This window comes from Actinomadura napierensis (assembly GCF_039529375.1).
GTDB classification, from domain to species: Bacteria; Actinomycetota; Actinomycetes; order Streptosporangiales; family Streptosporangiaceae; genus Spirillospora; species Spirillospora napierensis.
Window position 1 is genome coordinate 41,543 of sequence record NZ_BAAAMR010000029.1, and the last position, 23,871, is coordinate 65,413.

At 73.5% G+C, this 23,871-nt stretch carries 20 protein-coding genes and 1 pseudogene; 12 read left to right on the plus strand and 9 right to left on the minus strand.

Features of this window, described 5'->3' with window-relative positions:
* Positions 1-213: 213 nt before the first annotated feature.
* Positions 214-1,170: an ornithine cyclodeaminase family protein gene (locus ABD296_RS18210; protein ID WP_344268031.1), complete on the minus strand. Its 957-nt coding sequence runs from the start codon at positions 1,168-1,170 to the stop codon at positions 214-216.
* Entirely contained in the window at positions 1,163-1,903 is a 741-nt protein-coding gene (locus tag ABD296_RS18215; protein WP_344268032.1) for an IclR family transcriptional regulator, read from the minus strand. Before ABD296_RS18215 ends, ABD296_RS18210 begins: the two co-directional genes overlap by 8 nt.
* A 178-nt stretch (positions 1,904-2,081) precedes the next feature.
* Here ABD296_RS18215 and ABD296_RS18220 point away from each other — a divergent pair, with 178 nt between their 5' ends.
* From ABD296_RS18220 to ABD296_RS18245, 6 genes are all read left to right on the plus strand, one after another.
* Positions 2,082-3,440, plus strand: a complete 1,359-nt coding sequence (locus ABD296_RS18220) for an amidohydrolase family protein (protein WP_344268034.1) — start codon at positions 2,082-2,084, stop codon at positions 3,438-3,440.
* Positions 3,430-4,506 carry a dipeptidase gene (locus ABD296_RS18225; protein WP_344268036.1) on the plus strand — a complete coding sequence of 359 codons (1,077 nt, stop codon included), beginning with the start codon at positions 3,430-3,432 and terminating at the stop codon, positions 4,504-4,506. Before ABD296_RS18220 ends, ABD296_RS18225 begins: the two co-directional genes overlap by 11 nt.
* 65 nt (positions 4,507-4,571) lie before the next feature.
* Positions 4,572-6,497, plus strand: a complete 1,926-nt coding sequence (locus ABD296_RS18230; RefSeq protein WP_344268038.1) for an ABC transporter substrate-binding protein — start codon at positions 4,572-4,574, stop codon at positions 6,495-6,497.
* Positions 6,498-6,546: 49 nt separating this feature from the next.
* Positions 6,547-7,494, plus strand: coding sequence for an ABC transporter permease (locus tag ABD296_RS18235; RefSeq protein WP_344268040.1), 948 nt, complete (start codon positions 6,547-6,549; stop codon positions 7,492-7,494).
* On the plus strand, positions 7,491-8,411 hold the full coding sequence (locus ABD296_RS18240; protein WP_344268042.1) for an ABC transporter permease: 921 nt from the start codon (positions 7,491-7,493) through the stop codon (positions 8,409-8,411). The genes ABD296_RS18235 and ABD296_RS18240 overlap by 4 nt, the downstream gene beginning before the upstream one ends.
* Before the next feature lie 26 nt (positions 8,412-8,437).
* Positions 8,438-10,516, plus strand: a complete 2,079-nt coding sequence (locus tag ABD296_RS18245; RefSeq protein ID WP_344268044.1) for an ABC transporter ATP-binding protein — start codon at positions 8,438-8,440, stop codon at positions 10,514-10,516.
* Positions 10,517-10,550: 34 nt separating this feature from the next.
* Here the strand turns inward: ABD296_RS18245 and ABD296_RS18250 are convergent, their stop codons facing one another.
* Positions 10,551-11,003 (minus strand): Lrp/AsnC family transcriptional regulator, encoded by a 453-nt coding sequence (locus ABD296_RS18250; RefSeq protein WP_344268046.1) that lies wholly within the window; start codon positions 11,001-11,003, stop codon positions 10,551-10,553.
* Positions 11,004-11,157: 154 nt separating this feature from the next.
* On the opposite strand from ABD296_RS18250, the gene ABD296_RS18255 reads away from it, so the two are divergent.
* Together ABD296_RS18255 and ABD296_RS18260 are read left to right on the plus strand one after the other, a co-directional pair.
* Complete coding sequence (locus ABD296_RS18255) at positions 11,158-12,045, plus strand: tryptophan 2,3-dioxygenase (RefSeq protein ID WP_344268048.1); 888 nt, start codon at positions 11,158-11,160, stop codon at positions 12,043-12,045.
* A gap of 16 nt (positions 12,046-12,061) precedes the next feature.
* The gene (locus ABD296_RS18260; RefSeq protein WP_344268050.1) at positions 12,062-13,408 is read left to right on the plus strand and encodes an FAD-dependent oxidoreductase; all 1,347 of its coding nucleotides are present in this window, start codon (positions 12,062-12,064) and stop codon (positions 13,406-13,408) included.
* A 31-nt stretch (positions 13,409-13,439) separates the two neighbouring features.
* Here ABD296_RS18260 and ABD296_RS18265 read toward each other — a convergent pair whose 3' ends face one another.
* Positions 13,440-14,051 (minus strand): TetR/AcrR family transcriptional regulator, encoded by a 612-nt coding sequence (locus ABD296_RS18265; RefSeq protein WP_344268052.1) that lies wholly within the window; start codon positions 14,049-14,051, stop codon positions 13,440-13,442.
* A 95-nt stretch (positions 14,052-14,146) separates the two neighbouring features.
* Between ABD296_RS18265 and ABD296_RS18270 the strand changes: the two genes are divergently transcribed.
* The gene (locus ABD296_RS18270) at positions 14,147-15,154 is read left to right on the plus strand and encodes an oxygenase MpaB family protein (RefSeq protein ID WP_344268054.1); all 1,008 of its coding nucleotides are present in this window, start codon (positions 14,147-14,149) and stop codon (positions 15,152-15,154) included.
* On the opposite strand, the gene ABD296_RS18275 is transcribed toward ABD296_RS18270, so the two are convergent.
* Entirely contained in the window at positions 15,151-16,539 is a 1,389-nt protein-coding gene (locus ABD296_RS18275) for an MFS transporter (RefSeq protein WP_344268056.1), read from the minus strand. The genes ABD296_RS18270 and ABD296_RS18275 overlap by 4 nt on opposite strands.
* 214 nt (positions 16,540-16,753) lie before the next feature.
* Between ABD296_RS18275 and ABD296_RS18280 the strand changes: the two genes are divergently transcribed.
* From ABD296_RS18280 to ABD296_RS18290, 3 genes are read left to right on the plus strand one after another with little or no spacing between them, the layout of a single operon-like run.
* Positions 16,754-17,392 carry a TetR/AcrR family transcriptional regulator gene (locus tag ABD296_RS18280; protein ID WP_344268058.1) on the plus strand — a complete coding sequence of 213 codons (639 nt, stop codon included), beginning with the start codon at positions 16,754-16,756 and terminating at the stop codon, positions 17,390-17,392.
* Positions 17,389-17,595, plus strand: coding sequence for a ferredoxin (locus ABD296_RS18285; RefSeq protein ID WP_344268060.1), 207 nt, complete (start codon positions 17,389-17,391; stop codon positions 17,593-17,595). The genes ABD296_RS18280 and ABD296_RS18285 overlap by 4 nt, the downstream gene beginning before the upstream one ends.
* Positions 17,592-18,914, plus strand: coding sequence for a cytochrome P450 (locus tag ABD296_RS18290; RefSeq protein ID WP_344268062.1), 1,323 nt, complete (start codon positions 17,592-17,594; stop codon positions 18,912-18,914). Before ABD296_RS18285 ends, ABD296_RS18290 begins: the two co-directional genes overlap by 4 nt.
* 155 nt (positions 18,915-19,069) lie before the next feature.
* Here ABD296_RS18290 and ABD296_RS18295 read toward each other — a convergent pair.
* From ABD296_RS18295 to ABD296_RS18310, 4 genes and pseudogenes are all read right to left on the minus strand, one after another.
* A pseudogene (locus ABD296_RS18295) lies at positions 19,070-19,363 on the minus strand (STAS domain-containing protein); the annotation flags it as partial.
* A 41-nt stretch (positions 19,364-19,404) separates the two neighbouring features.
* Positions 19,405-20,433 (minus strand): SDR family oxidoreductase, encoded by a 1,029-nt coding sequence (locus ABD296_RS18300; protein WP_344268064.1) that lies wholly within the window; start codon positions 20,431-20,433, stop codon positions 19,405-19,407.
* 93 nt (positions 20,434-20,526) lie between these two features.
* Positions 20,527-21,720: a PAS domain-containing sensor histidine kinase gene (locus ABD296_RS18305; protein ID WP_344268066.1), complete on the minus strand. Its 1,194-nt coding sequence runs from the start codon at positions 21,718-21,720 to the stop codon at positions 20,527-20,529.
* 67 nt (positions 21,721-21,787) lie between these two features.
* Complete coding sequence (locus ABD296_RS18310) at positions 21,788-23,839, minus strand: bifunctional phosphatase PAP2/O-acyltransferase family protein (protein WP_344268068.1); 2,052 nt, start codon at positions 23,837-23,839, stop codon at positions 21,788-21,790.
* Positions 23,840-23,871: the final 32 nt, after the last annotated feature.

Below are 23,871 nucleotides of genomic sequence, written 5' to 3' on the forward strand. Positions count from 1 at the left end.
CGAACGCATTTTCCGCAGGCGGCGCGGCCGGCTCCGGACCGCGTTCCGAAAACGAGGAAGAGCGCGTCCCGGCACGCGCCGAATGCGGGGGAGCGGGGCGGCGAGCCGCCCTTCCGTGCGGTGCCGATCCGGGAGGAGAGCACCCGGAAACGGGACGACTGTTATGTGCCGGCCGCACATCCGAATGGGGCGCGAGCCGGATCATGCGTTCGCCTAGAGGTCGACGGCGATTCCCAGCCCGCGCTCGCGGGCCGCGCGGTAGACCACGGAGGCCGCCGCGACGTCGAGCGCGGCGTGGCCGGTGGACTTGAAGAGCGTCAGCTCCGCGGCCGAACGGCGGCCGGGGCGCCTCCCGGCGAGCACGTCGCCGATGAGGCGGGCGCCGGCGGGGTCGGTCCCCTGCAGCTCCCACGCACCGGCCGGGGGCGGCTCGGTCACGGCGCCGGGCCACTCGACGAACAGCGACGACGCCCGCAGCGTCTCGGCGCCGAACTCCGGGCCGTCGGAGCCGCCGACCGAGCTGAGGTGGGCGCCGTCGCGCAGCCACGAGCGCTGCAGGACCGGCTCCCGGCTGGAGGTGCAGCAGAAGACCACGTCGGCCGACTTGACCGCCGCCTCGACGCCGGCCGCCGTCGATCCCGCCGGCAGGCCCGCGACCAGCCGCTCGGCCTTGCCCGGATCGCGCGCGCCGACGACGAGTTCCACGCCGTCCAGCGGCGCGATGAGCTCGATCTGGGCGCGCGCCTGCGTCCCGGTGCCGATCACGGCGATCCGGGACGCGCCGGGCCGGGCGAGCGCGCGCATGGCGACCGTGGCGGCGGCGGCCGTCCGCACCGCGGTGACCGCCTCGGCGTCCATGACGGCCAGCGGCCGCCCGGTCTCGGCGTCGAAGTGGGCGACGATGCCGCGGTGGGCGCCGTGGTCGCCCGCGGCGGCGCCGGGGAAGACCGACACGAGCTTCGCCGACAGGCCCAGCCCGGGCACGTGGCCGGGCATCGCGCCCAGCAGGCCGCGCCCCGAGCGGGCCGCGACGCGCGGCGGCGCGGAGACCCCGCCGGCCGCGACGGCGATGAGCGCGGTGCGGACCGCCTCCAGCACCGCCTCCGGAGGAGCGGCCGCCCTGGTCGCCTCCCGGTCGAGGACGAGCACGCCGCCTGCGGGATCAGCCAACGCCGGCTCCGGCGTCCGGCCCGGTCAGGGCGCGTTCCAGCTCCGCGGTGGCCGCGGTCAGGTGGTCCTGGAGCCCGGTCAGCGTGGGATCGTCGAACTCGCTGTCCAGGCCGACGATCGTGAGCGCGCACAGCGGCCGGCCGTTGCCGGCGAGCACCGCGCGGCCGAGGGAGGCGATCACCTCCTCGTTGCGCCCGCGCTCGAGCGCGAAGCCCGTGCGCCGGGTCCGCTCGATGTCGGCGAGCAGCTCGGCGCGGCGCTCCGGCGGATGCCCCTGCTGCTCGGCGGCGCGCAGGTAGGGGATCTGCGCGGCCTCGTCGAGCGCGGAGACGAGCGCCATGGGCCCGGCGAACGTGTGGACGGGGAGCAGCTCGCCCAGCAGGTCGTTGATCATCGCCAGCCGGGGCGGCCGGACGACGTCGATCACCCGGGCGCCCTCGGGCTCGAGGACCTGCAGGTTCACCATCATCGCCGTCCGGTCCGACAGCGCCTGCAGCACGGGCCGGCCCAGCACGACCACCGAGTTGGCGGCCGCGGCCTCGGAGAACTGCAGCACCACCGGGCCCGGCAGGTAGTGGTCCTCGCTGCGCATGATCCAGCCGCGCCTCACCAGGTCCACCAGGATGCGGTAGGCGGTGGCGCGGTGCATCCCCGCCTCGTTCGCCACCTCGCTCAGCCGGAGCGGGCGGTCGGCCCGCACGACGGACTCGATGAGATCCAGAGCCTTGTCCACGGCAGAGCTCGCCGGTCTGGGCAACTTCCCTCCACGGTCGCTGAGCGGGTTTTCCGATTCTTGACGCACATTAGCAGACGTTGCTAATGTTGTAACACTTGTTGCGCTCTATGTAACACACCTGGTCCGAGGGGTGCGCCAGCCGTCCGGGACCGAGAACGGAGACCGTGCGATCGCCATGACGGACAAGGACGAGCCCCCGGTCGCGGGCAACGACCCCGCCCCCACTCCCTTCGCCGCGCCCGAACCCGGCCGGGTGACGGCCTACCGCGGCGTCTCGCTGATCGACGGGACCGGCGGCCCGGTCCGGCACGGCATGGCGGTGGTGACCGACGGGCCGACGATCACCGCGGTCGTTCCCGACGCCGACCTCGGCGCCGCGGTGCCGCCCGGCGCGGAGACGGTCGACCTGCAGGGCGCGTTCCTGCTGCCCGGCCTGGTCGACGCGCACCAGCACCTGTCGACGCCGCCCAACCGGGAGCAGGCGGAGGCGCTGATGCGGCGGCAGATCTATGGCGGCGTCACCGCGATCCGCGAGATGGCCGGCGACCTGCGGCAGATGGCCGACCTCGCGCGGGCGTCACTGGTCGGCGAGATCCCCGGCCCGGACGTGCACTGCGCGGCGCTGATGGCGGGCCCGGGGTTCTTCGACGACCCGCGCACGTGGCAGGTGACCCAGGGCGCGACGCCCGGCACCGTCCCCTGGATGCAGGCGGTCGACGCGGACACCGACCTGCGGCTGGCCGTCGCCGCCGCACGCGGCACCGGCGCCGTCGCCATCAAGATCTACGCCGACCTCGACGCCGCGACGGTCACCCGGATCGCCGAGGAGGCCCACCGGCAGGGGATGCTCGTGTGGGCGCACGCGGCGGTGTTCCCCGCCATGCCCGGCGAGGTCGTCGCGGCGGGCACCGACGTGGTCTCGCACGCCCACATGCTGGCCCACGAGATCCCCGGCGACCGGCCCGGCGAGTACCGGCGGCAGCGCGGGCACCTCGCGGACACCTACCGGCGCCTCCTCGACGCGCCGGTCGACGCCCTCGACGCGCTCTTCGCCGACATGCGGCGCCGCGGCACGGTCCTCGACGCCACCGCGAGCCTCGTGGCGCGGCTGCCGTCGAGCGCGCCCGGCGCGGCCGAGCTCGCCCCCGACGTGCTGAGAAGGCTCATCGACCGGGCACGGCACGCGGGGGTCACGATCTGCACCGGAACCGATTACGAGACACAGCCGGCCGACCCCTTCCCCTCGCTCCACGAGGAGCTGCACTTCCTCGTCCACGCGATGGGGATGCCGCCCCACGAGGTGATCCGCGCGGCCACCTCCGCCGGCGCCGCCGCCGTCGGGCTCCAGGACACGGTCGGCACCGTGGAGCCGGGCAAGCGGGCCGACTTCGTGGTCGTCGAGGCGGACCCCTGCGAGGACATCGGCCACCTGCGCCGCATCGTCACCACCGTCAAGCGCGGCCGGCGCTACGACCGGGCGGACTACGTCCGGGCCGGCGCCGCCGCCCAGGAAGGAGCGCCCCGTGAGCGCTGACATCGAGGACCTCATCGTCGTCAACGCGCTCGGCGGCCTGGACAACCCGAACGCGCCGGCGTCGGCCTCCGCGTCCGGCGCGCTCGTCCAGACCAGCGACCAGCTGACCATCGACGAGCGGACCCTCGCCGACGCGCACGCCTCCGGCGTGACGGCCATCAACGTGACCCTGGGGTACACGCTCGGCGACTTCCCGCCCTATCAGCACACCCTGGACGAGATCCGCACCTGGGACGCGATCATCGCCGCCCACTCGCGCGACCTGATGCGGATCGACACCGCCGCAGACATCGCCGAGGCCAAGCGGCTGGGGAAGATCGGCATCATCTACGGCTTCCAGAACGCCGCCGCCGTGGAGGACCGCCCCGAACGGGTCGCCGAGTTCGCCGGCCTGGGCGTGCGGATCATCCAGCTCACCTACAACCAGGCCAACCAGATCGGCGACGGCTCGATGGCGCCCGGCAACCGGGGCCTGACGCCGCTCGGACGCCAGGTCGTGGAGGCGCTCAACGAGCACCGCGTCATGGTGGACCTCTCCCACAGCGGCGAGCGGACCTGCCTGGAGGCCGCGCGCGCGTCCACCCAGCCCATCTCGATCAACCACACGGGCTGCCGCGCGCTGGTCGACCTGCCGCGCAACAAGACCGACGAGGAACTCCGGCTGGTCGCCTCCAAGGGCGGGTTCGTCGGCATCTACTTCATGCCGTTCGTCAACGCGTCGGGCCACGCCACGGCCGCGGACGTGGTGGAGCACATCGCGCACGCGGTGAACGTCTGCGGCGAGGACCACGTCGGCATCGGCACCGACGGGACGATCACGGCGATCGACGACCTGGACGGCTACCGGGCGCTGCTCGCCGAGCAGGTGGCGCAGCGGCAGGCCGCCGGGGCGTCCGCCGCGGGCGAGCGCGCCGACACCTTCCCGTTCGTGGTCGACCTGCGCGGCGTCGACCAGTTCCGCGAGCTCGCGCGGCTGCTGGACGAGCGCGGCTACTCCTCCACCCGGATCGAGAAGATCCTCGGCCTGAACTTCCACAACTACGCGAAGGCGGTCTGGGGGAGTTGACGGCCGCCGAGACGCGGAGTCACGCGATTCCCCCCGCCACGGACACGACACAGGAGCGGGCGCGCATGGGCATCAACACCTGCATCGGCACGGGCAGTGCACGGACATCGGGCCGCCGCACGGCGCGCGCCCGGGGCGGCCGGACACGGTACGCGCTCCTCGCCGGGGCACTGGCCGCCGTGCTGCCGCTGGCGGCGTGCGGCGGTGGCGGCGGCGGGACGACGAAGCACAAGTCGGGGTCGCCGACCTTCGGCTCCATCCCCGCCCAGTCGGGGACGCCCAAGGACGGCGGCGCCATCGACATAGCGCAGCAGCCGGGAGCCGGGCCGTTCTACATGCTGCCGATCGTCCCCGGCGCCTTCAACTCCACCTACGTGACGTACGAGTTCCAGCGGCTCATGTACCGGCCGCTCTACTGGTTCCCGCAGGGCGGCAGCCCCAAGATCGACGAGAGCCTCAGCCTGGCGTCCCCGCCGCAGTTCTCCGACGGGAACAAGACGGTCACCATCACCATGCGCGACGGCTACACCTGGTCGGACGGCACGCCCGTCGACGCCGACGACGTGGTGTTCTTCATCGACCTGCTGAAGGCCGCGCTGAAGAAGAGCCCGGCGAACTGGGGCAGCTACACGCCCGGCCAGTTCCCCGACAACGTCGCCGAGGCGAAGGCGACGTCCGGGAACACGGTGACGCTGAAGCTCAAGGAGGCCTACAACCCCGAGTGGTTCACCGCCAACGAGCTGACCTCGCTCGTCCCGCTGCCGGCCGAGCAGTGGTCGCGCGCCGCGGGCGGCGGCGACCACGCCTCGCCGAAGGACGCCGCGGCGATCTACGCCTACCTGGACAAGGCGTCGCGGAACCCCGCCTCGTTCGCGAAGAACCCGCTCTGGCAGACGGTCGACGGCCCGTACAGGCTGAGCAGCTTCGACGTGACGACGAACGCCTACTCGATGACCGCGAACAAGGCGTACGGCGGCCCGCAGAAGCCGCACCTCGCGACGCTGAACTTCCGGCCGTTCACCTCCGAGAGCGCGAAGTTCAACCAGCTGCTCAGCGGCAAGCTGGCGATGGCCACGGTCGACCAGAGCAACGTCGGGCAGGTGTCGGCGCTCAAGGCCGCGGGCTACAACGTCTACGGCGCTCCGGCCCTGGGCTTCAACTTCATCATGCTCAACTTCAAGGACACCACCGACAACGTCGGCAAGCTCTACGCCCAGCTCTACATCCGGCAGGCGCTGCAGCGGCTGATCGACCAGCCCGGGTACATCGCCAGCAAGGGCATCTACAACGGCGCGGCCGTCGAGAGCTACGGCACGGCCCCCGCGACGTCACCCTACGTCTCCGGAAGCACCGCCACCGCGCCCTACCCCTACGACCCCGCCGCCGCACGCAAGCTGCTGGAGGACCACGGCTGGAAGGTGGTGCCGAACGGCACCACGACCTGCGAGCGTCCCGGCACCGGGCCGTCGCAGTGCGGCGCCGGGATCCCGCAGGGCCAGACGATGAAGTTCAACCTCTTCTACCGGAGCGGCCCGCAGCTGCACAGCGCGGTCAGCACCGCGTTCGCCTCGGAGGCCCGCAAGCTCGGCATCACGATCACCGTCGCGCCGAAGACCTTCAGCTTCCTGATCCAGAACTACAACGTCCCGGCGGCGCCGTCGAAGGCCGGCGAGTGGGCCATGTCGACCTGGGGCGGCTTCAGCACCCCGCCCTACCCGACCGCGTCCGGGATCTTCGACACCAAGGGCTCGGGCAACGTGGGCGCCTTCGGCGACCCCGAGACCGACAGGCTGATCGACGCCTCGGTGCACGGCGCGGACCGCAAGGCCGTCCAGGCGGAGGTCGAGCACCTGCGGACCGGCCTGCCCGTGCTGTGGCTGCCCGCCGCGCAGACCATCTGGGCCTGGAAGAAGACGCTGTCCGGCCCGACCGCCTCCTTCGCCAACCTGCCCGCCAACGTGCTCACCCCCGAGTACTGGTACACGCGCTAGCCGGCGTCCCGGCGACGCCCGGGACCGCGACACGGAAAGGAGGCGGAACGTGATCCAGTACGCGCTGCGGCGGCTCGCGACGTCGGTGATCGTGATCCTGGGCGTCTCGGTGATCACCTTCGTCCTGCTGCACGGGATGGCCGGCTCGCCCGGCCGCGCCATCCTCGGCGTCCAGGCGAGCCCGGGGGCGGTGGCCGCGTTCGAGCACGAGCACGGCTACGACCGGTCGATCGTCGTGCAGTACCTCAGCTACCTCGCGCATCTGCTGCACGGCGACCTCGGGTACTCCTACAAGCTGAACCAGAGCGTGAACGCGCTGGTGGCCGAGAACGCGGGGCGGACCGCCCTGCTGTCCGCCGTGGCGCTGGTCCTGGCGATCGGCATCGCGGTCCCGCTCGGCGTCTTCCAGGCGGTGAAGCGCGGCGGCATCGGCGACACCGTGCTGACGACCCTCACCTTCGTCGCCTACTCGATGCCCGTCTTCCTGCTGGCGATGCTGCTGATCCAGGTCTTCGCGATGGGGCTGGGCGTCCTGCCCGCGCAGGCGTCCCAGTCCAGCTCGGCCTTCGTGATCTTCACCGACCCGCGCGCCATGCTGCTGCCGGTGCTGACGCTCACCGGCGTGACGGTCGCGCTCTTCTCCAGGTACCAGCGGTCGGCGGCGCTCGACCAGCTCGCGCAGGACTACATCACCGTGGCGCGGTCGAAGGGCCTGTCCATGCGCATGGTCCTCACCCGGCACCTGCTCCGCAACGCCTGCGCGCCGCTGGTGACCCTGATCGGCATGTCGATCCCGCTGCTGCTCGCCGGCAACCTGGTGGTCGAGTCGGTCTTCAACTACCCGGGGCTGGGGCTGCTGTTCTTCAACGCCCTGAACAACCAGGACTATCCGGTGCTGCTGGGCTACACGCTGATCGCGGCGACCCTGACCGTCCTGGGCAATCTCGTGGCCGACCTGCTCGTGGCGGTCACCGACCCGAGGACGCGGCGGGCATGACCGAATCGGCGACCGACCGGACCACGGCGCCCACCGCGCCCGACGAGCCGGGGACCCGTCCACCGGGCCGGACGCGCGGCGGCCGGCTCACCCTGCGGGAGTTCACCAGGAACCGGCTCGCCGTCCTCGGCGGCGGCATCATCGTGTTCTTCGTCCTCTTCTGCTTCGTCGGCCCGCACCTCTACGTCACCGAGCAGATCTCCGTCGACCCGGTGAACAGCATGCTGCCGCCCGGCGCCGGGCACCCGCTCGGCACCGACGCGCAGGGCTTCGACGTGCTCGGACGGATCATGAAGGGCGGCCAGGCGTCCCTGCAGATCGGGCTGCTCGCGGCGCTGATCGCCACCGCGATCGGCACCCTCTACGGGACGGTCGCGGGCCTCGCAGGCGGCCTCCTGGACGCGGTCATGATGCGCGTCGTCGACACGCTGCTGTCGATCCCGTTCCTGTTCATCGTGCTGATCATCGCGACCCGGTTCAGCTCCACGGTGCTGTCGCTCAGCCTGACCCTCGGGGCGTTCTCCTGGCTCGCGCCGGCCCGGCTGGTGCGGGCCGAGGTGCTGGCGCTGCGCTCGCGCGGGTTCGTCGCGGCAGCGACGGTGATGGGCGCGACCAAGGCGCGGATCATCGTCCGGCACCTGATCCCGAACGCGCTCGGCGTGGTGATCGTGAACATCACCTTCCAGGTCGCCGACGCGATCATCGCGGTGTCGCTGCTGGGCTTCCTCGGATTCGGCCTCAACTACCCGGCGGTCGAGTGGGGCACCCAGCTGTCGAAGGGCGTGAGCTCCCTGCTCGACGGCTCCTGGTGGCTCATCTACCCGGTCGGCGGCTGCCTGGTCGCGGTGGTCATGGCGTTCAACTTCGTCGGGGACGCGCTGCGCGACTCGATCGACGTACGGCTGAGGCGGCGCTGATGGCCGCCGGCGCGAGAGGTGGCGATGTGAGGACCGGCGAGGAGCCCCTGCTGGCGGTCGAGGGGCTGTGCACGAGCATCCGGACGAGCCGGTCGGAGGTCCGCGCCGTCGACGGGGTCGACCTGACCCTGCGCCGGGGCGAGACGCTCGGGCTGGTGGGGGAGTCGGGCTCCGGCAAGTCGATGACCGGCCTGTCGGTGATGGGGCTGCTGCCGCCCGGCGGGCGGGTCACCGGCGGGTCGATCAGGCTGGAGGGCCGCGAGCTGGCCGGCCTGCCGGAGCGGCGCTACCAGCGGATCCGCGGCAACGAGATCGCGATGGTCTTCCAGGACCCGATGACGTCGCTCAACCCCACCAAGACCATCGGCGAGCAGATCGCCGAACCGGTGCGGCTGCACCGCGGTGCGAGCCGCAAGGAGGCGCGCGACCGGGCCCTGGAGATGCTCGCGATGGTCGGCATCGCCGGCCCCGCCGAACGGCTCGGCCAGTACCCGCACGAGCTGTCCGGCGGGCTCCGGCAGCGGGTCATGATCGCCATGGCGCTGTCCTGCGAGCCGAAGGTGCTGATCGCCGACGAGCCGACCACGGCGCTCGACGTGACCGTGCAGGCGCAGGTACTGCGGCTCCTGCACGACCTCAAGGAGCGGCTCGGCATGGCCATGCTGCTGATCACCCATGACATGGGGGTCGTCGCGCAGTGGGTCGACCGGGTCGGCGTCATGTACGCCGGGGGCGTCATCGAGAGCGCCGGCACGGCCGAGCTGTTCACGGGCATGCGCCACCCGTACGCGCAGGGCCTGCTCGCGTGCACGCCCCGGCTGACCCAGCGGCGCGAGGACGTCCTGTTCTCCATCCCCGGCTCCCCGCCGGACCTGGCCGCCCCGCCCGCCGGGTGCCGCTTCGCCGCCCGCTGCGGGCGGGCCGACGACCGCTGCCGGACGGAGGCGCCGGCGCTCACCGAGCCGCGGCCCGGGCACACGGTGGCCTGCTGGCACCCGGTCGACGGCCCGCTCCCGGCGACGGCGCCCGAGCCCGCGGCGGAACCCGCACCGGAGGCGCCCGCGGCCGGTGCCGCCGGCCCCGTGATGGTCGTCGAGGACCTGGTCAAGGAGTACCCGGCCGGCCGGTCGCTGCGCGGCCCGGCGCGGAGCGTCAAGGCCGTCTCCGGAGTGTCGTTCGAGGTGCCGCGCGGCCGGACCTTCGGGCTCGTCGGCGAGTCCGGCTCCGGGAAGAGCACGCTGGCCCGGATGCTCGTCGCGCTGGAGAAGCCCTCGTCCGGCGGCGTCACCGCGCTCGGCGGCGACCTCGGCCGCCTGCGCGGGCGGGAACTGCGCCGGCACCGCCGCGACCTGCAGATGATGTTCCAGGACTCGCTCGACGCGCTCGACCCGCGGATGCGCGTCGGCGCCGCCCTGGCGGAGCCGTTCGCGGCGCAGGGCGTCGGGACGGCCGGGGAGCGGCTCACGGCGATCCACGGCCTCCTGGACGAGGTCGGTCTGCCGCACGACGTCCTGGACCGGCACCCGCACGAGTTCTCCGGCGGGCAGCGCCAGCGCATCGCGCTGGCCCGGGCCCTGGCGCTCAACCCTCGCGTGATCGTGGCCGACGAGCCCGTGAGCGCGCTGGACGTGTCGATCCGCTCGCAGGTGCTCAACCTCATGCGGCGGCTCCAGGCCAAGCACGACCTCACCTTCGTGGTGATCTCCCATGACCTCACCGTCGTCCGCTACCTGGCGGACACGGTCGGGGTGATGTACCTGGGGAAGCTGGTCGAGATCGGCTCGCCGGACGACGTCTACCTGCGCGCCGCGCACCCCTACACCGCCGGGCTGATCGCCGCGATCCCCGTGCCGGAGCCGGGAGCCGGACCCGCCGAGGACGCGGGCGCCGAGGCCGGCGAGCAGGCCGGCGGCGCCATCGAGATGCCCAGCCCGTTCGATCCGCCGTCCGGCTGCCGATTCCGCACGCGCTGCCCGCGCGCGCAGGCCCGGTGCGCCGAGGAGGAGCCGGTGCTGCGCGACTTCGGTCCCGGCCACGTCGCCGCGTGCCATTTCCCGCTCCGCGAGCCCGAGCCCGCGTCCGAGCCCGCCGCGCGGGCCGTCTGACTTCCCCCGCCCGCGCGGCGGCCCCGCTCGCGGGTCAGGGGGCCGCCGGGGCGTCGGGGGACGTGATCGGCGACCAGGCCAGCGGTGTGGACAGCACCATCGTGCTGGTGGGCTGCCCGAAGGGGGCGAGCCGGTCGATCAGCGACTCGAAGGCGTCCATGGAGGACGCCGCGATCTTCAGCAGGCTGCACGCGGCGCCGGTGACGCGGTGGATCTCGCGGATCTCGGGCCACTCCGCCACCTCGGGGGCGCGCAGCACGCACCGCGGCCCGTAACAGGACATCTGGATGAACGCGACGACGGACCACCCGACGCGGGCCGGGTCCACCTGCGCCCGGTAACCGGTGAGCACGCCCGCCTCCTCCATCCGGCGCACGCGCTCGGCGACCGCGGGCGGGGACATGTGGACCCGCCGCGACAGCTCGCTGAACGACAGCCGCGCGTCCGCCTGGAGCTGCGCGAGGAGCAGCCAGTCGGTCTCGTCCATGGTGGTCCTCTCGATCTGAAACTCAACCTGGCCGAATGAAGCTGATGCAGTGCAATATCCGGCTTGATGCCTTCGAATCGGCATGTACTGCGCCCTATCTCCTATCAGATCATTAACACCACGTCACATCGCCGAGCCACGAGGAGGGGCAGCGTTGACCAGCACCGATCTCGCATCATCGATCCGGCCCGCGTCCGAGCGGGAGCGCGCCGAGCGCGCCGCCGCGAGCGGGGGCGAGCCCACGCTGGCCTTCACGGAACGCGTCCCCTACGACGCCTACGTGCGCGCCGACACCCTTCACACGCTCCAGCGGACGCTGAGCGACGACCCCGGCGAGATGTCGTTCCTGGTGATCAGCCAGGTGATGGAGCTGTACTTCGGGCTCGTCCACCACGAACTGCGCGAGGTCCAGCGGCTGCTGCGCGCCGACGACGTGTGGGGCGCCCTGCTGCCGGCGCGCAGGGCGGCGCTGCACCTCGACGGGCTGAACGCCGGCTGGCAGTGCCTGCGCTGGATGACCCCGGCCGACTTCAACCGGTTCCGCGACCTGCTCGGCGAGGGCTCCGGCTTCCAGTCCGCGATGTACCGGCGGCTGGAGTTCCTCCTGGGACTCAAGACGGCCTCGCTCATCCGGCCCTTCAGGCGGCAGCCCGCGGTGCACGCCGAACTGGCGGCAGCGTTGCGGGCGCCCAGCGTCTGGGACGACGTGGTCGCGCTGCTCGCCCGCGCGGGGCACGACATCCCGGCGGACCTTCTCGGCAGGGACTTCTCGGACGAGCACCAGCCGCATCCCGCGGTGGAGGCCGCCTGGGTGGAGATCTACGGCGACGCGGGACCCGGCAACCATCTGCGGCTGCTCGGCGAGGCGCTGACCGCGATCTCCGAAGGGTTCGGCGACTGGCGCCACCGGCATCTGGCCTCGGTCCGGCGGGCGATGGGTGCCAAGGCCGGCACCGGGGGCTCGAACGGCGTCCAGTGGCTCCGGCGCAGCCTGGACCGCGAGGTCTTCCCGGAGCTGTGGTCGGCCCGCACCCACATCTAGAAAGGTCCGCGATCCCATGAGCACACCACAGGAGATCGCCGTGGTCGGAGCCGGCCTCACCGGCTCCCTCCTCGCCTGCTACCTCGCGAGGCGCGGGCACAAGGTCGCCCTGTACGAGCGCCGGCCCGACCCCCGGACCGGCGACGGCGAGCGCGGGCGCTCCATCAACCTCGCCCTGTCCGAGCGGGGCCTGGACGCGCTGCGCCGGATCGGCCTGGAACGGCGGGTCATGGCGGGCGCGCTGCCGATGAGCGGCCGGATGATCCACCCCGTGGCCGGCGGGCTGGACTTCCAGCCCTACAGCCGGGACGGCGGCAAGGCGATCCACTCGATCGGCCGGAGCGCGCTCAACGCCGCGCTGCTCGACGCCGCCGAGGCCGCACCCGGAGTGCGGGTGCACTTCGGCCACCGGCTCACCGGAGCCGACTTCGCGGCCGGCGCGCTGCGGTTCGAGACCCCCGGCGGCACGGTGCACGCCGACGCGCCGGTCATCCTCGGAGCCGACGGCGCCGGATCGGCCGTGCGGGCGCAGATGGCGGCGTCGGGCGCCGTCCGCGAGAAGGTCGCGTTCCTCGACCACGGGTACAAGGAGCTGACCATCCCCGCGGCCGGCGGCGGGTTCGCCCTCGACCCCGGAGCGCTGCACATCTGGCCGCGCGGCGGCTCGATGATGATCGCGCTGCCCAACCCCGACCGGTCGTTCACCTGCACGCTGTTCTGGCCGCGGGACGGCGCGTCCGGGTTCGCCGCGCTCGACGGCCCGGCGGCCGTGGAGCGGCACTTCCGCACCCGCTACCCCGATGTGCCGCCGCTCTCGCCCGGCCTGGTGGACGACTACCTCCGCAACCCGGTGGGCAGGCTCGGCACCGTGCACTGCGACAGGTGGCTGGTGCCGGGCCGCGGGGCCGCACTGATCGGCGACGCCGCCCACGCGATCGTCCCGTTCTACGGGCAGGGCGCCAACTGCGCCTTCGAGGACGTCGTCGAACTCGACCGCTGCCTCACCGAGACCGCCGGCCGATGGGACCGCGCGCTGCCGCTGTACGAGGAGCGCCGTAAGGGCAACGCGGACGCCATCGGCAGGATGGCGCTCGAGAACTTCACGGAGATGCGGGAGAAGGTCGCCTCACCGGCCTTCAAGCTCGCCCGGAAGGCCGACCACGCGATGGAGCGCGCCCTGCCGGGCCGGTGGGTGTCCCGGTACGAGCTCGTCTCGTTCTCCACGGAACCCTATGCGCGGGTCGAACGGCGAACACGGCGGCAGCGGCATGTCCTGGCCGGGCTGGCGGTCACGCTGACGACCGGCACGGCCGCCCTCGCGCTCCACCGAACGGCGGCGGCCCGTCGAGGCGCAGGGGCCTGAGAAGCCCGGTGACCATGCCCGCGACCGGGGGCTAACAGCGCATGGCGAGGGAGAGGGTGCCGGCGGTGTCGACGACGGCGTCGAGGTCGTCGCCGAGGCGGCCGTCGGCCCACTGCTGGGCGAGTTCGGTCATGGCGCCGGTGAACATGGTCGCGGCGATGACGACGGGGAGCGGCGGGTCCTGGTCGCTGGTCATCGCGAGGACGCCCTCCAGCAGCGCGGTCTGCGCCGCGCGGCGGCGGGCGGCGAGGATCTCGTTGCCGCGCGCCTCGGCGAACAGGACCCGCCCGCGGCCGGGATCCTCGCTGATGAACCGCAGGACGGCGCGGATGCCGGCGCGGGTGCGCGCGTCGGGGCGGGGGCCGGCGTCCTCCACCGCGCGGGCCAGGACGTCGCCGAGCGCCGTGGCCTGCTGGTCGTACACGGCCGCGAGCAGCTCGGCGGTGTCGGCGAAGTTCTCGTAGAAGTAGCGCGTGTGCAGCTCGGCCTCGCGGCACACCGCGCGGACGGCCAGGGCCGCCTCGCCGCCGGCGGTGAAGAGCCGGTAGGCGGCCCGGACGAGCATGTCGCGCCGCTCGTCGCGGCGCCGGGCGGCGGGGATGCCCGCCCACCGGGTGTTCGCGGCCGTCCGGGCGTTCGCCATGGCCGTCACGATACCAAGTCTGGACACGCATGTACCCAGACGCTTACGCTGAGGTCTGGACACGGTCGTAGCCAGACTTTGACGGGAGCGCCGGGATGGCACCGAGAAGCAACCTCCTCGCGGCACGGTTCGAGCGGGCCTTCGACGCCGAGATCCGGTCCCGGTTCTTCCGGGGCCTGGAGTTCGCCGGGCCAGAGGGCGACCCGGGCTGGTTCGGCCCGGACAGCGCGGTCTGGTACGTCCACTCGCACCTGCCGACCCTGGTCCTCGGCCTGGTCGGCGCCGCCTACATCGAGGGCCTCGACCCCAGCATCAGCTGGATGGCCTACGACCACTCCCGCATCCCCGAGCGGGTGGACGGCGTCCCGACCGGCGGCATCGACCCCGAGGGCGCCGCCGTCCGGCTCGGCCACTCGCTGTCGTTCTTCATCGGCACCGCCTACGGCTCCACCGAGACCGCCGAGCGGCTCGCGCGGACCGTCCGCGCCATGCACCACACCGTGAAGGGCACCCGTCCGGACGGCCTGCCCTACGACGCCGACGACCCGGAATGGCTGCGCTGGAACTACGCCACCGTCGTGTGGGGGCTCGCGACGGCCCACGAGCGCTACCACCGCAAGCCGCTGCGCGGCGCCGACCTCGACCGCTACTACGGCGAGTTCGTGCGGGTGGGGGAGGCGCTCGGCGGCACCGACCTGCCCGCCACGAAGGCGGAGGTCGCCGAGTGCCTGGAGTCCTACCTGCCGCGCTTGGCCATCACGCCGATCAAGGCGTTCGGGACCGGACCGAACCTGCGCGGCAACGGCACCAAGCCGTGGGAGCCCGGCAGCCCCTTCATGGACTGGGCGGCCCGCGACATGCTCCCCGAATGGGCGCAGAAACTGGCCCTCTACCAGCGGCCCAACCCGCTGGTGCTGCGCATGCGCCGCAGCGCCCTCTGGATCACGCTCAACGGGCTGTACGACGCGACCGGCCCGCTGCCGGAGTTCCGGCAGGCGCGGGCCCGCGTCGCGGGCGGCGTCTCCGTCCCGCTCGTCGCCACGACCGCGCCCGCCGCCCCCGACCCCCTGCTGACCCGCGCCGAGGTGGAGGCCACTGCCTAACGGGAGCGCTCCGCGCGGCGGGTGCCGAGGCAGGCGAGCACGGCGAGCGCCGACAGCGCCGCCATGCAGGCCAGCGCGTACCGGTAGCCGATGACGAGCTGCTGGACGCCCTGGACCGAGACCCGCGACAGGTCCCCGGCGAAGACGTGCGCGCGCAGCGCCGCCGGCACCGGGCCCGCGATGAGCGAGAAGGCCAGGGCGGTGCTGACCACGATCCCGGTGTTCTGCGCCATCAGCCGCATCGCGTTGACGATGCCGAGCCGGTGCGACGGCAGGCCGCGCAGCAGGGCCGTCGCGTTGGACGGCAGGAACATGCCCGATCCGGCGCCCAGCAGCATCAGGCCCGCCGCGACCGGCCCGTACGCCACGTCCCGCCCGATCACCGCCAGCAGTTCGAGTAGCCCGAGCGTGGTGAGCGCGGTGGCGAGCACCGTCATGGTCCGGGCGCCGACGCGGTTCTCCAGCAGCCCCGCGCCGGTGGACGCCAGGACCGCGACCGCCGACATCGGCAGCACCTTGAGCCCGGCCGTGACGGGGTCGTCGCCCTGCACGGACTGGAAGAACAGCGCCAGCAGGACCACGGCGCCCATCCGCGCGGTCGCGTTGAGGAAGGTGGCGAGCAGCCCGAGCGCGAACGGCACGTCCCGGAACAGCCCGATGTCGACGACGGGGCGGGCCGCGCGGCGCTCGGCGGCGAGGAACACCGGGAGCAGTACCAGGAACACGGCGACGCCGCCCAGCACGACCGGGCTCGTCCAGCCCCGCTCGTTCACCTGGGACAGCCCGAACAGCAGGCCGCCGAGCCCGGCGAGGACGAGCACGTTGCCGGGAACGTCGATGCCGCGCTCGCGCGAGGGCGCCTCCGCCGGCCGCAGCGCGACCGCCCCCCACAGCAGGCACAGCGCGCCGAACGGCACGTTGTACCAGAACACCCAGCGCCAGCCGAAGGCGTCGGTGAGGTAGCCGCCGAGGGTGGGCCCGGCCAGTTGCGCGATGGAGAAGGAGGCGGTGTAGACGCCCATGGCGCTGCCGAGCCGCTCGCGCGGGAAGGCGTCGGTGACGATGGCCGCGCTGTTGGCCAGCAGCATCGCGCCGCCCGCGGCCTGCAGGACGCGCAGGCCCACGACCGTCCAGGCGGTCGGGGCGAAGCCGAGCAGCAGGCTCGCGAGGGTGTAGGCGCCGAGGCCGGACAGGTACATCGCGCGGCGCCCGAACATGTCGGCGAAGCGGCCGAACACCACGACCAGGACCGTGTTGGCGAGCATGAACGCCAGCAGCATCCAGTTGGCGGCCAGCGGGCCGGCGCGGAAGTGCCGCACGACCGAGGGCAGCGCGACGTTGAGGGTGTTGCCGCCGAGGCCGGTCAGCACGCTCGCCAGGCTCACCGCGGACAGGGTCCACCAGGGGTTGCCGGGCCGCCCGGAGGCGGGGCCCGGGCGCGCGACGGCGGGCGTCGCCCCCGTCACGCGGGTGCGCCGGCAACGCCCATGCGGGGCCTCCCGACCGACGAGTTCGAACAGCTTTCTAGATCTTGATACTAGAACTCGATTCGAGAATCTACCCTTGACGGTACTGAATGAACGGTCGTTTAATTCGGTCATGGGCCGGATCGCGGGTGTCACGGCGGCCGAGACGCGGGAGCGGCTGCTGCGCGCCGCCGCCGACGTGTTCGCCGAGCGCGGGTACGACGGGACGCGCGTCGCCGACATCGCGGCCGCGGCGGGCGTCAGCAACGGCGCCCTCTACGCGCACTTCGGCTCGAAGGGCGAGCTGATGGTGGCGGCGCTGCGCGCGCACGGCCGGCGGCTGCTGGCCGAGCTGGTCGCCGCCGACCCGGAGCGCTCGATCACCGAGTCGCTGCTGATCATCGGCCGGTGGCTGCCGCGCCGCCGGGACGCGCGCGGCCACCTGGTGGTCGAGGCGCTGGTCGCGGCCCGCCGGGACGCGGAGGTGGCCCGGCCGATGCACGACTACATGGGCGAACGCGCCGGGGTGCTCGAAGAACTGGTGCGCGCCGCGCAGGCCGGCGGGGAGATGGACGGCGCGCTCTCGCCGAACGCGATCGCCCATTTCTGCCTGCTGCTGGCGATGGGCAGCGTGCTGGTCCCCCCGGAGATGCACGGTGTCGGCGACGAGGAGTGGTCGGCGCTGCTGACCCGCGTCGTGGCGGCCTTCGCACCGGCGGGCGCCGCCGCGGGCCAGGCCGGCCCGGCGGCGCGGACAGGAGGAACGCGATGAAGGTACGGATCGACGCCGGGCTCTGCCAGGGGCACGGCCGCTGCTATGACCTGGCCCCCGACCTGTTCGGCGAGGACGACGAGGGCTACGGCACCGTCCTCGGCGACGGGACCGTCCCCGCGGACGGGGAGCAGGACGCGCGGCGGGCGGCGGCCAACTGCCCCGAGCGCGCGATCACCGTCCTGAAGGAGGCGCAGACATGACCACCGGCGACGAGATGACCACCGGCGACGACATGACCGCCGACGGCGAGACGACCGCGGACGACCGGTTCGCCCAGGGCTTCGAGGAGATGCGCGAGAGCCGGCCGCTCGGCACGCGCAACGAGGTCGTGACCGGCCCGGTGTCGGACTGGGCCACCGACTTCTCCCACATGGAACCCGAATGGGCCGCCGACCCCTACCCGATCCAGGACGACCTGCGGCGGCGCTGCCCCATCGCGCACACCGGCCGGTTCGGCGGCGGCTGGCTGCCGACCCGCTACGAGGACGTCAGCGCCGTCGCCTACGACACCGAGCGCTTCTCGTCCCGGGCCATCGTCATGAGCAACTTCCGGCCGCCGCTCGAGATCGCGCCGGTCGGCGGGGTCCCGCCGATCTCCTCCGACCCGCCGTTCCACCACGACGCGCGCAAGCTGCTGCTGCCGGCGTTCACCAGGACGGCCGTCTCCCGGCTCGAACCGGCGACCCGCGCGTTCTGCCACTCGCTCATCGACGGCTTCGAGGGCGACGTCGTCGACGCCGCCCGCGACTACGCCCAGCACATCCCGACGCGGGTCATCGCCGACATGCTCGGCTTCCCGGCCGAGGACGCCCCGATGTTCCGCGAGTTCGTCGAGAACGCGCTGGAGGGCGTCAACCGTCCCCCGGACGAGCGCATCGCGCGGATGGAGAAGCTGTTCGACTACCTGCTCGCGCAGATCCGCGACCACATCGACCACCCGCGAGACGACCTCACGACCTACCTGATCAACGCCGAACTGTACGGGCGCAAGCTCGAACCGTCCCACGTGTCCGGGACGATGGCGCTGCTGCTGATCGCCGGGATCGACACGACGTGGAGCGCGATCGGCGCGTCGCTGTGGCACCTGGCCAGGACGCCCGCCGACCGGGAGCGGCTGGTCGCCGAGCCGGGGCTGCTGCCGACCGCGATGGAGGAGTTCCTGCGCGCCTACGCGCCGGTGACGATGGCGCGGCTGGTGAAGCAGGACATGCAATGGCGCGGCGCCGACATGAAGGCCGAGGACTGGGTGCTGCTGTCGTTCCCCGCCGCCAACCGGGACCCCGAGCAGTTCGACCGCGCCGGCGAGGTCGTCATCGACCGCGAGGTCAACCGGCACGCCGCGTTCGGGCTCGGCATCCACCGCTGCGTCGGCTCGCACCTGGCCCGGATGGAGCTGCGCGTCGCCCTGGAGGTCTGGCTCGAACGCTTCCCGCGCTTCACCCTCGACGACCCCGCGGCGGTGACGTGGGCCGCCGGGCAGGTCCGCGGACCCCGCACCCTGCCCCTGCGCATCGGCTGACCGCGCCCAACGGCCGACCGCGCGCATCGGTCGGCCGCGCCCGGCATGACCGGGCCGCGGCCGGGCGCGGTCAGCCACCCCCGCCCGGCCGCGGGCAGCTCGTCGCGGATGTCGAAGACGCGTTCCAGCCCGGTGACCCGCAGCACGTTGCGGACCCGTTCCGTCGGGCGCACCAGGACGAACCGCCCGCGCATCGCCGCGATCCGCTTGCTCGCCCGGATCAGCACGTTCAGCCCCGACGAGTCGCAGAACGTCATGCCGGTCACGTCGACCACCACCCGGGGCGGGCCGTCCGCGCCGTCCGCGCCGATCGCCGCCGACAGATGCTCGTCCAGCGTCCCGGCCGTGGCGAGATCGAGCTCGCCCGCCACCGACACCACCGTCCACCCGTCGTGCTCGGCGACACCGAAGCTCGCTCCGCTGCGCGGGACGCCACCAGCGGCCCCCATGTGCTCTACCTCCGATCGTTCCCCTCGGGCACCCTAGGGGATCATCGGCGCAGCAGCTTCGCGGCGCCCACCGCGGCGCCCGTGGCGGCCGCTCCCGCCGTCGCCGCGCCGACCAGGTACTTGTGCTTCGCCGCCCACAGCTGCGGGCTGCGCGGATGGGCCTCCTCGTCGAACCTGCCGTGCGCGCCGTAGTCGTGGCCGCCGGCGTCGTCCGCCGGCTTCCACAGGTTCGCCGCCTGGTCCGGCGGGGTCCTCTGCTCGGTCTGCTGCGACGAGAACGCCGTCCTGGCCAGGTAGCGGTCGAGCAGGCCCGCGGCGAACTTGTTCGCGATCAGCGTGCCGACCGTGCTCCCGCCGACCCAGTACTCCCGGCGCCGCGGATGCTCCGCCGCGTACAGCAGCGCGTCCGCCGCGACCTCCGGCTGGTAGATCGGCGGGACCGGCTGCGCGCGGCGCGGCAGCCGCGACAGCACCCAGCTGAACTGCGGGGTGTTGACGCCCGGCATCTCCACCATCGTCACCTTGACGTTCGGGTGCTCGTGCAGGAGCTCGGCCCGCAGCGAGTCGTGCAGGCCCTGGACGGCGTGCTTGGCGCCGCAGTACCCGCTCTGCAGCGGGATCCCCCGGTAGGCCAGCGCCGATCCGCACTGGACGATGACGCCGCGCTCGCGCGGCATCATCCGCTTCAGCGCCGCCCGGGTCCCGTTGACGTAGCCGAGGTAGGTGACCTCGGTGATGCGCTTGAACTCGTCCGGCTCGATCTCCCAGAACGGCGCGAACACCGAGGAGAACGCCACGTTCACCCACACGTCGATGGAGCCGAGCTCCGCCTCCACGCGCTGCGCGGCCTCCTCGACCCGGTCGTTGTCGGCGACGTCGACGCTGATCGGCAGCGCGCGCCCGCCGGCCTTCTCGACGTCGGCGGCAGCGCCGTCCAGCCCCTCCTCGCCGCGGGCCAGCAGGGCGATCCGGGCGCCGCGCGCACCGAACGCCCGTGCCGTCGCCCGGCCGATGCCCCCGCTGGCACCGGTGATCACGACGACGCTGTCCCTGTCGATCCCGTACTTCATCGCGGCCCTCCAACCGGCTCGGTCAGCACAGGCAGCACTGCCCGCACAGACGCGTCCGTAACGCGCCCGGCCTGCCGCGTCGCCGGCCCGGCCCTACCCGTCGCGCAGCGGGAGGCGCAGGACCATGCAGGTGCCGGACGGCCGGTCCGCGACGTGCAGGGTCCCCCGGTGGGCGTCGGCGATCTGGCGGGCGATCGCCAGCCCCAGGCCGGTGCCCTCCGGCTCGCTGCTGCGCGCGTCCGGACGGCGGTAGAACCGGCGGAAGACCGCCTCCCGCTCGCCGGCCGGGATGCCCGGCCCGTCGTCGACGACCTCGAGGACCGCGTGGTCGCCGCTGCGGTCGAGCAGCACCTCCACCCGGCTCTCCGCGTGCCGCTCGGCGTTGGACACCAGGTTGTGCAGCAGCCGCGCCAGCCGGACGGCCGAGCCCTCGACCGTCAGCCCGCGCTTCAGCCGCGTCGTCACGCCGGCGTCGGGATCGCGGCCGGCCAGCTCGTCCTCCACGAGCCGGGTCAGGTCCACGGTCTCGGCGCTGATGGGCACGCCCGCCTCCAGCCGGGCGAGCTCCAGCAGGTCCGAGACGATCCTGCCCAGCCGACCGGCGTCGTCCAGCGCCGCGTGCAGGATCGCGCGGGAGTCGGCCTCCGGGTCGGCGAGCGCGAGCTCCAGGCGGGTCTGCAGCCCGGCGAGCGGGCCGCGCAGGTCGTGCGAGGTGTCCGCGACCGCCTGCTGCTGCCGCCGGAGGGCGTCGCGCATCGCCGCGGTGGCCCGGTGCTCCTCCTCCCGCGCCCGGTGCAGCCGCTGGTTGACCTCCTGTAGCTCGCGCGTCCGGGCGAACAGCTCCGCCTGCACCGCCTCCACCCGGGCCTCAGGCGGCTGTTCGGCGCGCAGCTGCAGGATGTAGGAGGTCACCTCCTCCACGCGGTGGATGACGGCGATGACCGTGCCGTCCGGGCCGAGCAGGGGGGCGTTGCGGATGCTCCAGTACCGCTCCTCGTACACCCCGGGCCGGTCGGCGGGTTCGATGTCGTACCGCTGCAGCGGCATGATGTCGGTCTCGCGCTCCCTCGCCACCCGCTCCAGGGACGCCCGCACCTCGGTCACGCCCCGTCCGGCCGGGCCGCCGGGGAACATCTCGTAGAAGTGCCGGCCCATCAGCCGCTCGCGGGGATGTCCCGAGAGCTGCTCGTAGGTGCGGTTGACCATCGCGTACCGCAGATCGGGCGTGAGCACCGCGCAGCCGACCGGAATTGCGTCGAAGACCGCCGACAGGTCGATCTCGGCCATCCCTCATATGTATCCATTCAGGGCAAAAGGCCGGGAAGCCGCGGGCATCCCGGCCGCAAAACCCTTCTCAACCGCGCACGGACGGCCCGGGCCCCCGGCGCGCCTGGTCCAGGCCGGCCGCCCCCGGCGGTTCGGGGACGTCGGCGGTGCCGAGCTCCTCGATGACGTCCCGCATGGCCCGGCAGAGCGCGTCGATGTCGTCCACCAGGGTCGCCTCCGCGCTGATCCCGAGGTTCAGCATCCCGGTCCAGCCGAGGGCGCCCACCGCGAGCGGCGCGCCGGGCCCGGTCGGGACGATCGGGTGCGCCAGGGCCATCGGCGCCCCGGCCAGCAGCGCCGGCGTGTTGGACCCCGGGAGGTTCGTGGCGATCGCCTGGAACGTCCGGTCGCCGTACACCGCCCGCGCGAACGCCCCGTGCAGTACCGGCGGCAGTGCCCGCGCCGCGCGCTGCATCACGAAAGCCGAGGCCAGCGCGCGGGTGCCGGACCGCAGCCGGCGGGTGGCGGCGGCCAGCGTGCGCAGCCGCTCGACCTCCGGCATCGGCCCGCACGGCAGGTCCACCATGACCGCCGAGGTGTGGTTGCCCTCGGGCGGCACCTCGGGCCCGCCCGTCATCAGCGGCACCGCGACCCGCAGGGTCCGGCCGCCCTCCGGGTCGGCGGCCAGCGGGCCGACCCGGCGCAGCCCGCCGGCCAGCGCGCACAACACCACGTCCGTCACCCGGACGCCGTGTCCGCGGGCGAGGTCGCGGACGGCCGGCATCGGCAGCCGGAAGGTGCCGAAGACCCGCTCCCCGGTGCCGGTCGCGGGCAGCCGGGTCCGCTGCCGGGACTCGGTCGCCAGCTGCGCGATCCCGGCGACGGTGCCGAGGGCGCGGCGCGTCGCCGACGGCCCGGCGCCCGCGGCCGGCAGCGCGTCCGGCGGCGTCAGCAGCCGCAGCACGTGCGTGATCACTCCCATGCCGTCGGCGACGACATGGTGCATCAGGAAGATCACCGCGGTCCGGTCGGGGGCGTAGCCGCGCACCGCGATCATCCGCCACATCGGCCGGTCGCGCGGCAGCGGCTCGCTCTGCAGTGCGCCGACCAGCGCGTTGAGGGCGGCGTCGCCGGGTTCCGGCAGGGTCGCCTCGTGGACGTGCCAGTCCCAGTCGACCACCGGCTGCGCGACCCAGCGGCGCCGCCGCAGCCTCGACGGCGGGGACAGCCGCTGGCGCAGCCGGGGCAGCTCGTCCTGCCGGCTCCGCAGCGTCGCGATCAGGTCCTCCCGGCTCGGCGTCCCGTCCGACGCGTCCAGGAAGATCAGCCCGCCGACGTGCTGCGGCGCCCGCTCGGACTCGACGGCCAGGAAGAACGCGTCCTCGGGCGGGACGATCGGGGCGCGCGGCCGGCCGGAGTCGCGGTCGGTCAGGAGGGAGGCGACCCAGACCACGACGACCGCTCCCGCCGCGTCCAGCACGTAGTGGTTGGCGGTCGCCATGATGACGTAGATGGTCACGAAGACGTGCAGCAGGCTCGCCGCCTGCAGCCAGCGGCGCACCGGCAGCCGGGCGAGCTCGACGCTGACCCACAGCGCCCAGGCGACGTGCAGCGACGGCATGGCCGCCAGCCGGTCGGCGTGGTCGACGACCGGGCTGCCCCACGACCCCCAGGTGCCGTGGGCCATGACGGTGTCGACGTATCCGAGGTCGGGTACCAGACGCGGTGGGACCACCGGCCATAACGCGAAGCAGATCGCGCCGATCACGTTGATCAGCGCGAAGGAGGTGCGGGCGGCCCGGTAGCGGTCGGGGCGCCTGTGGTACAGCCAGGCCAGCAGCCACAGCGTGCTGACGAGGTAGACGGTGGCGTACTCGTAGTTCGCGAGGACGGCGATGGTCCGGTGCGAGGCGAGCCAGTCGTTGAGCGGCCGCTCGGCGGCGATGTGCAGCGTCCGCTCGAGGTCGTGGATCTGCCGGCCGTGGTCGGCGGCCACGGCGTGCCGGTCGCCGACGGGGAAGGCGGCGGCGACGGCGTAGAGGGCGAAGAGCGAGAGCCCGAACGCGAGTTCGCGCGCGAGCGGGGGGCGGCGGCCCTGGAGCCCGCAGGGGAGCGCGGAGGGGGCGGTTTCTGGGGTCACCAACGTCTAGTAACCCAAAAACTTGGCCTATA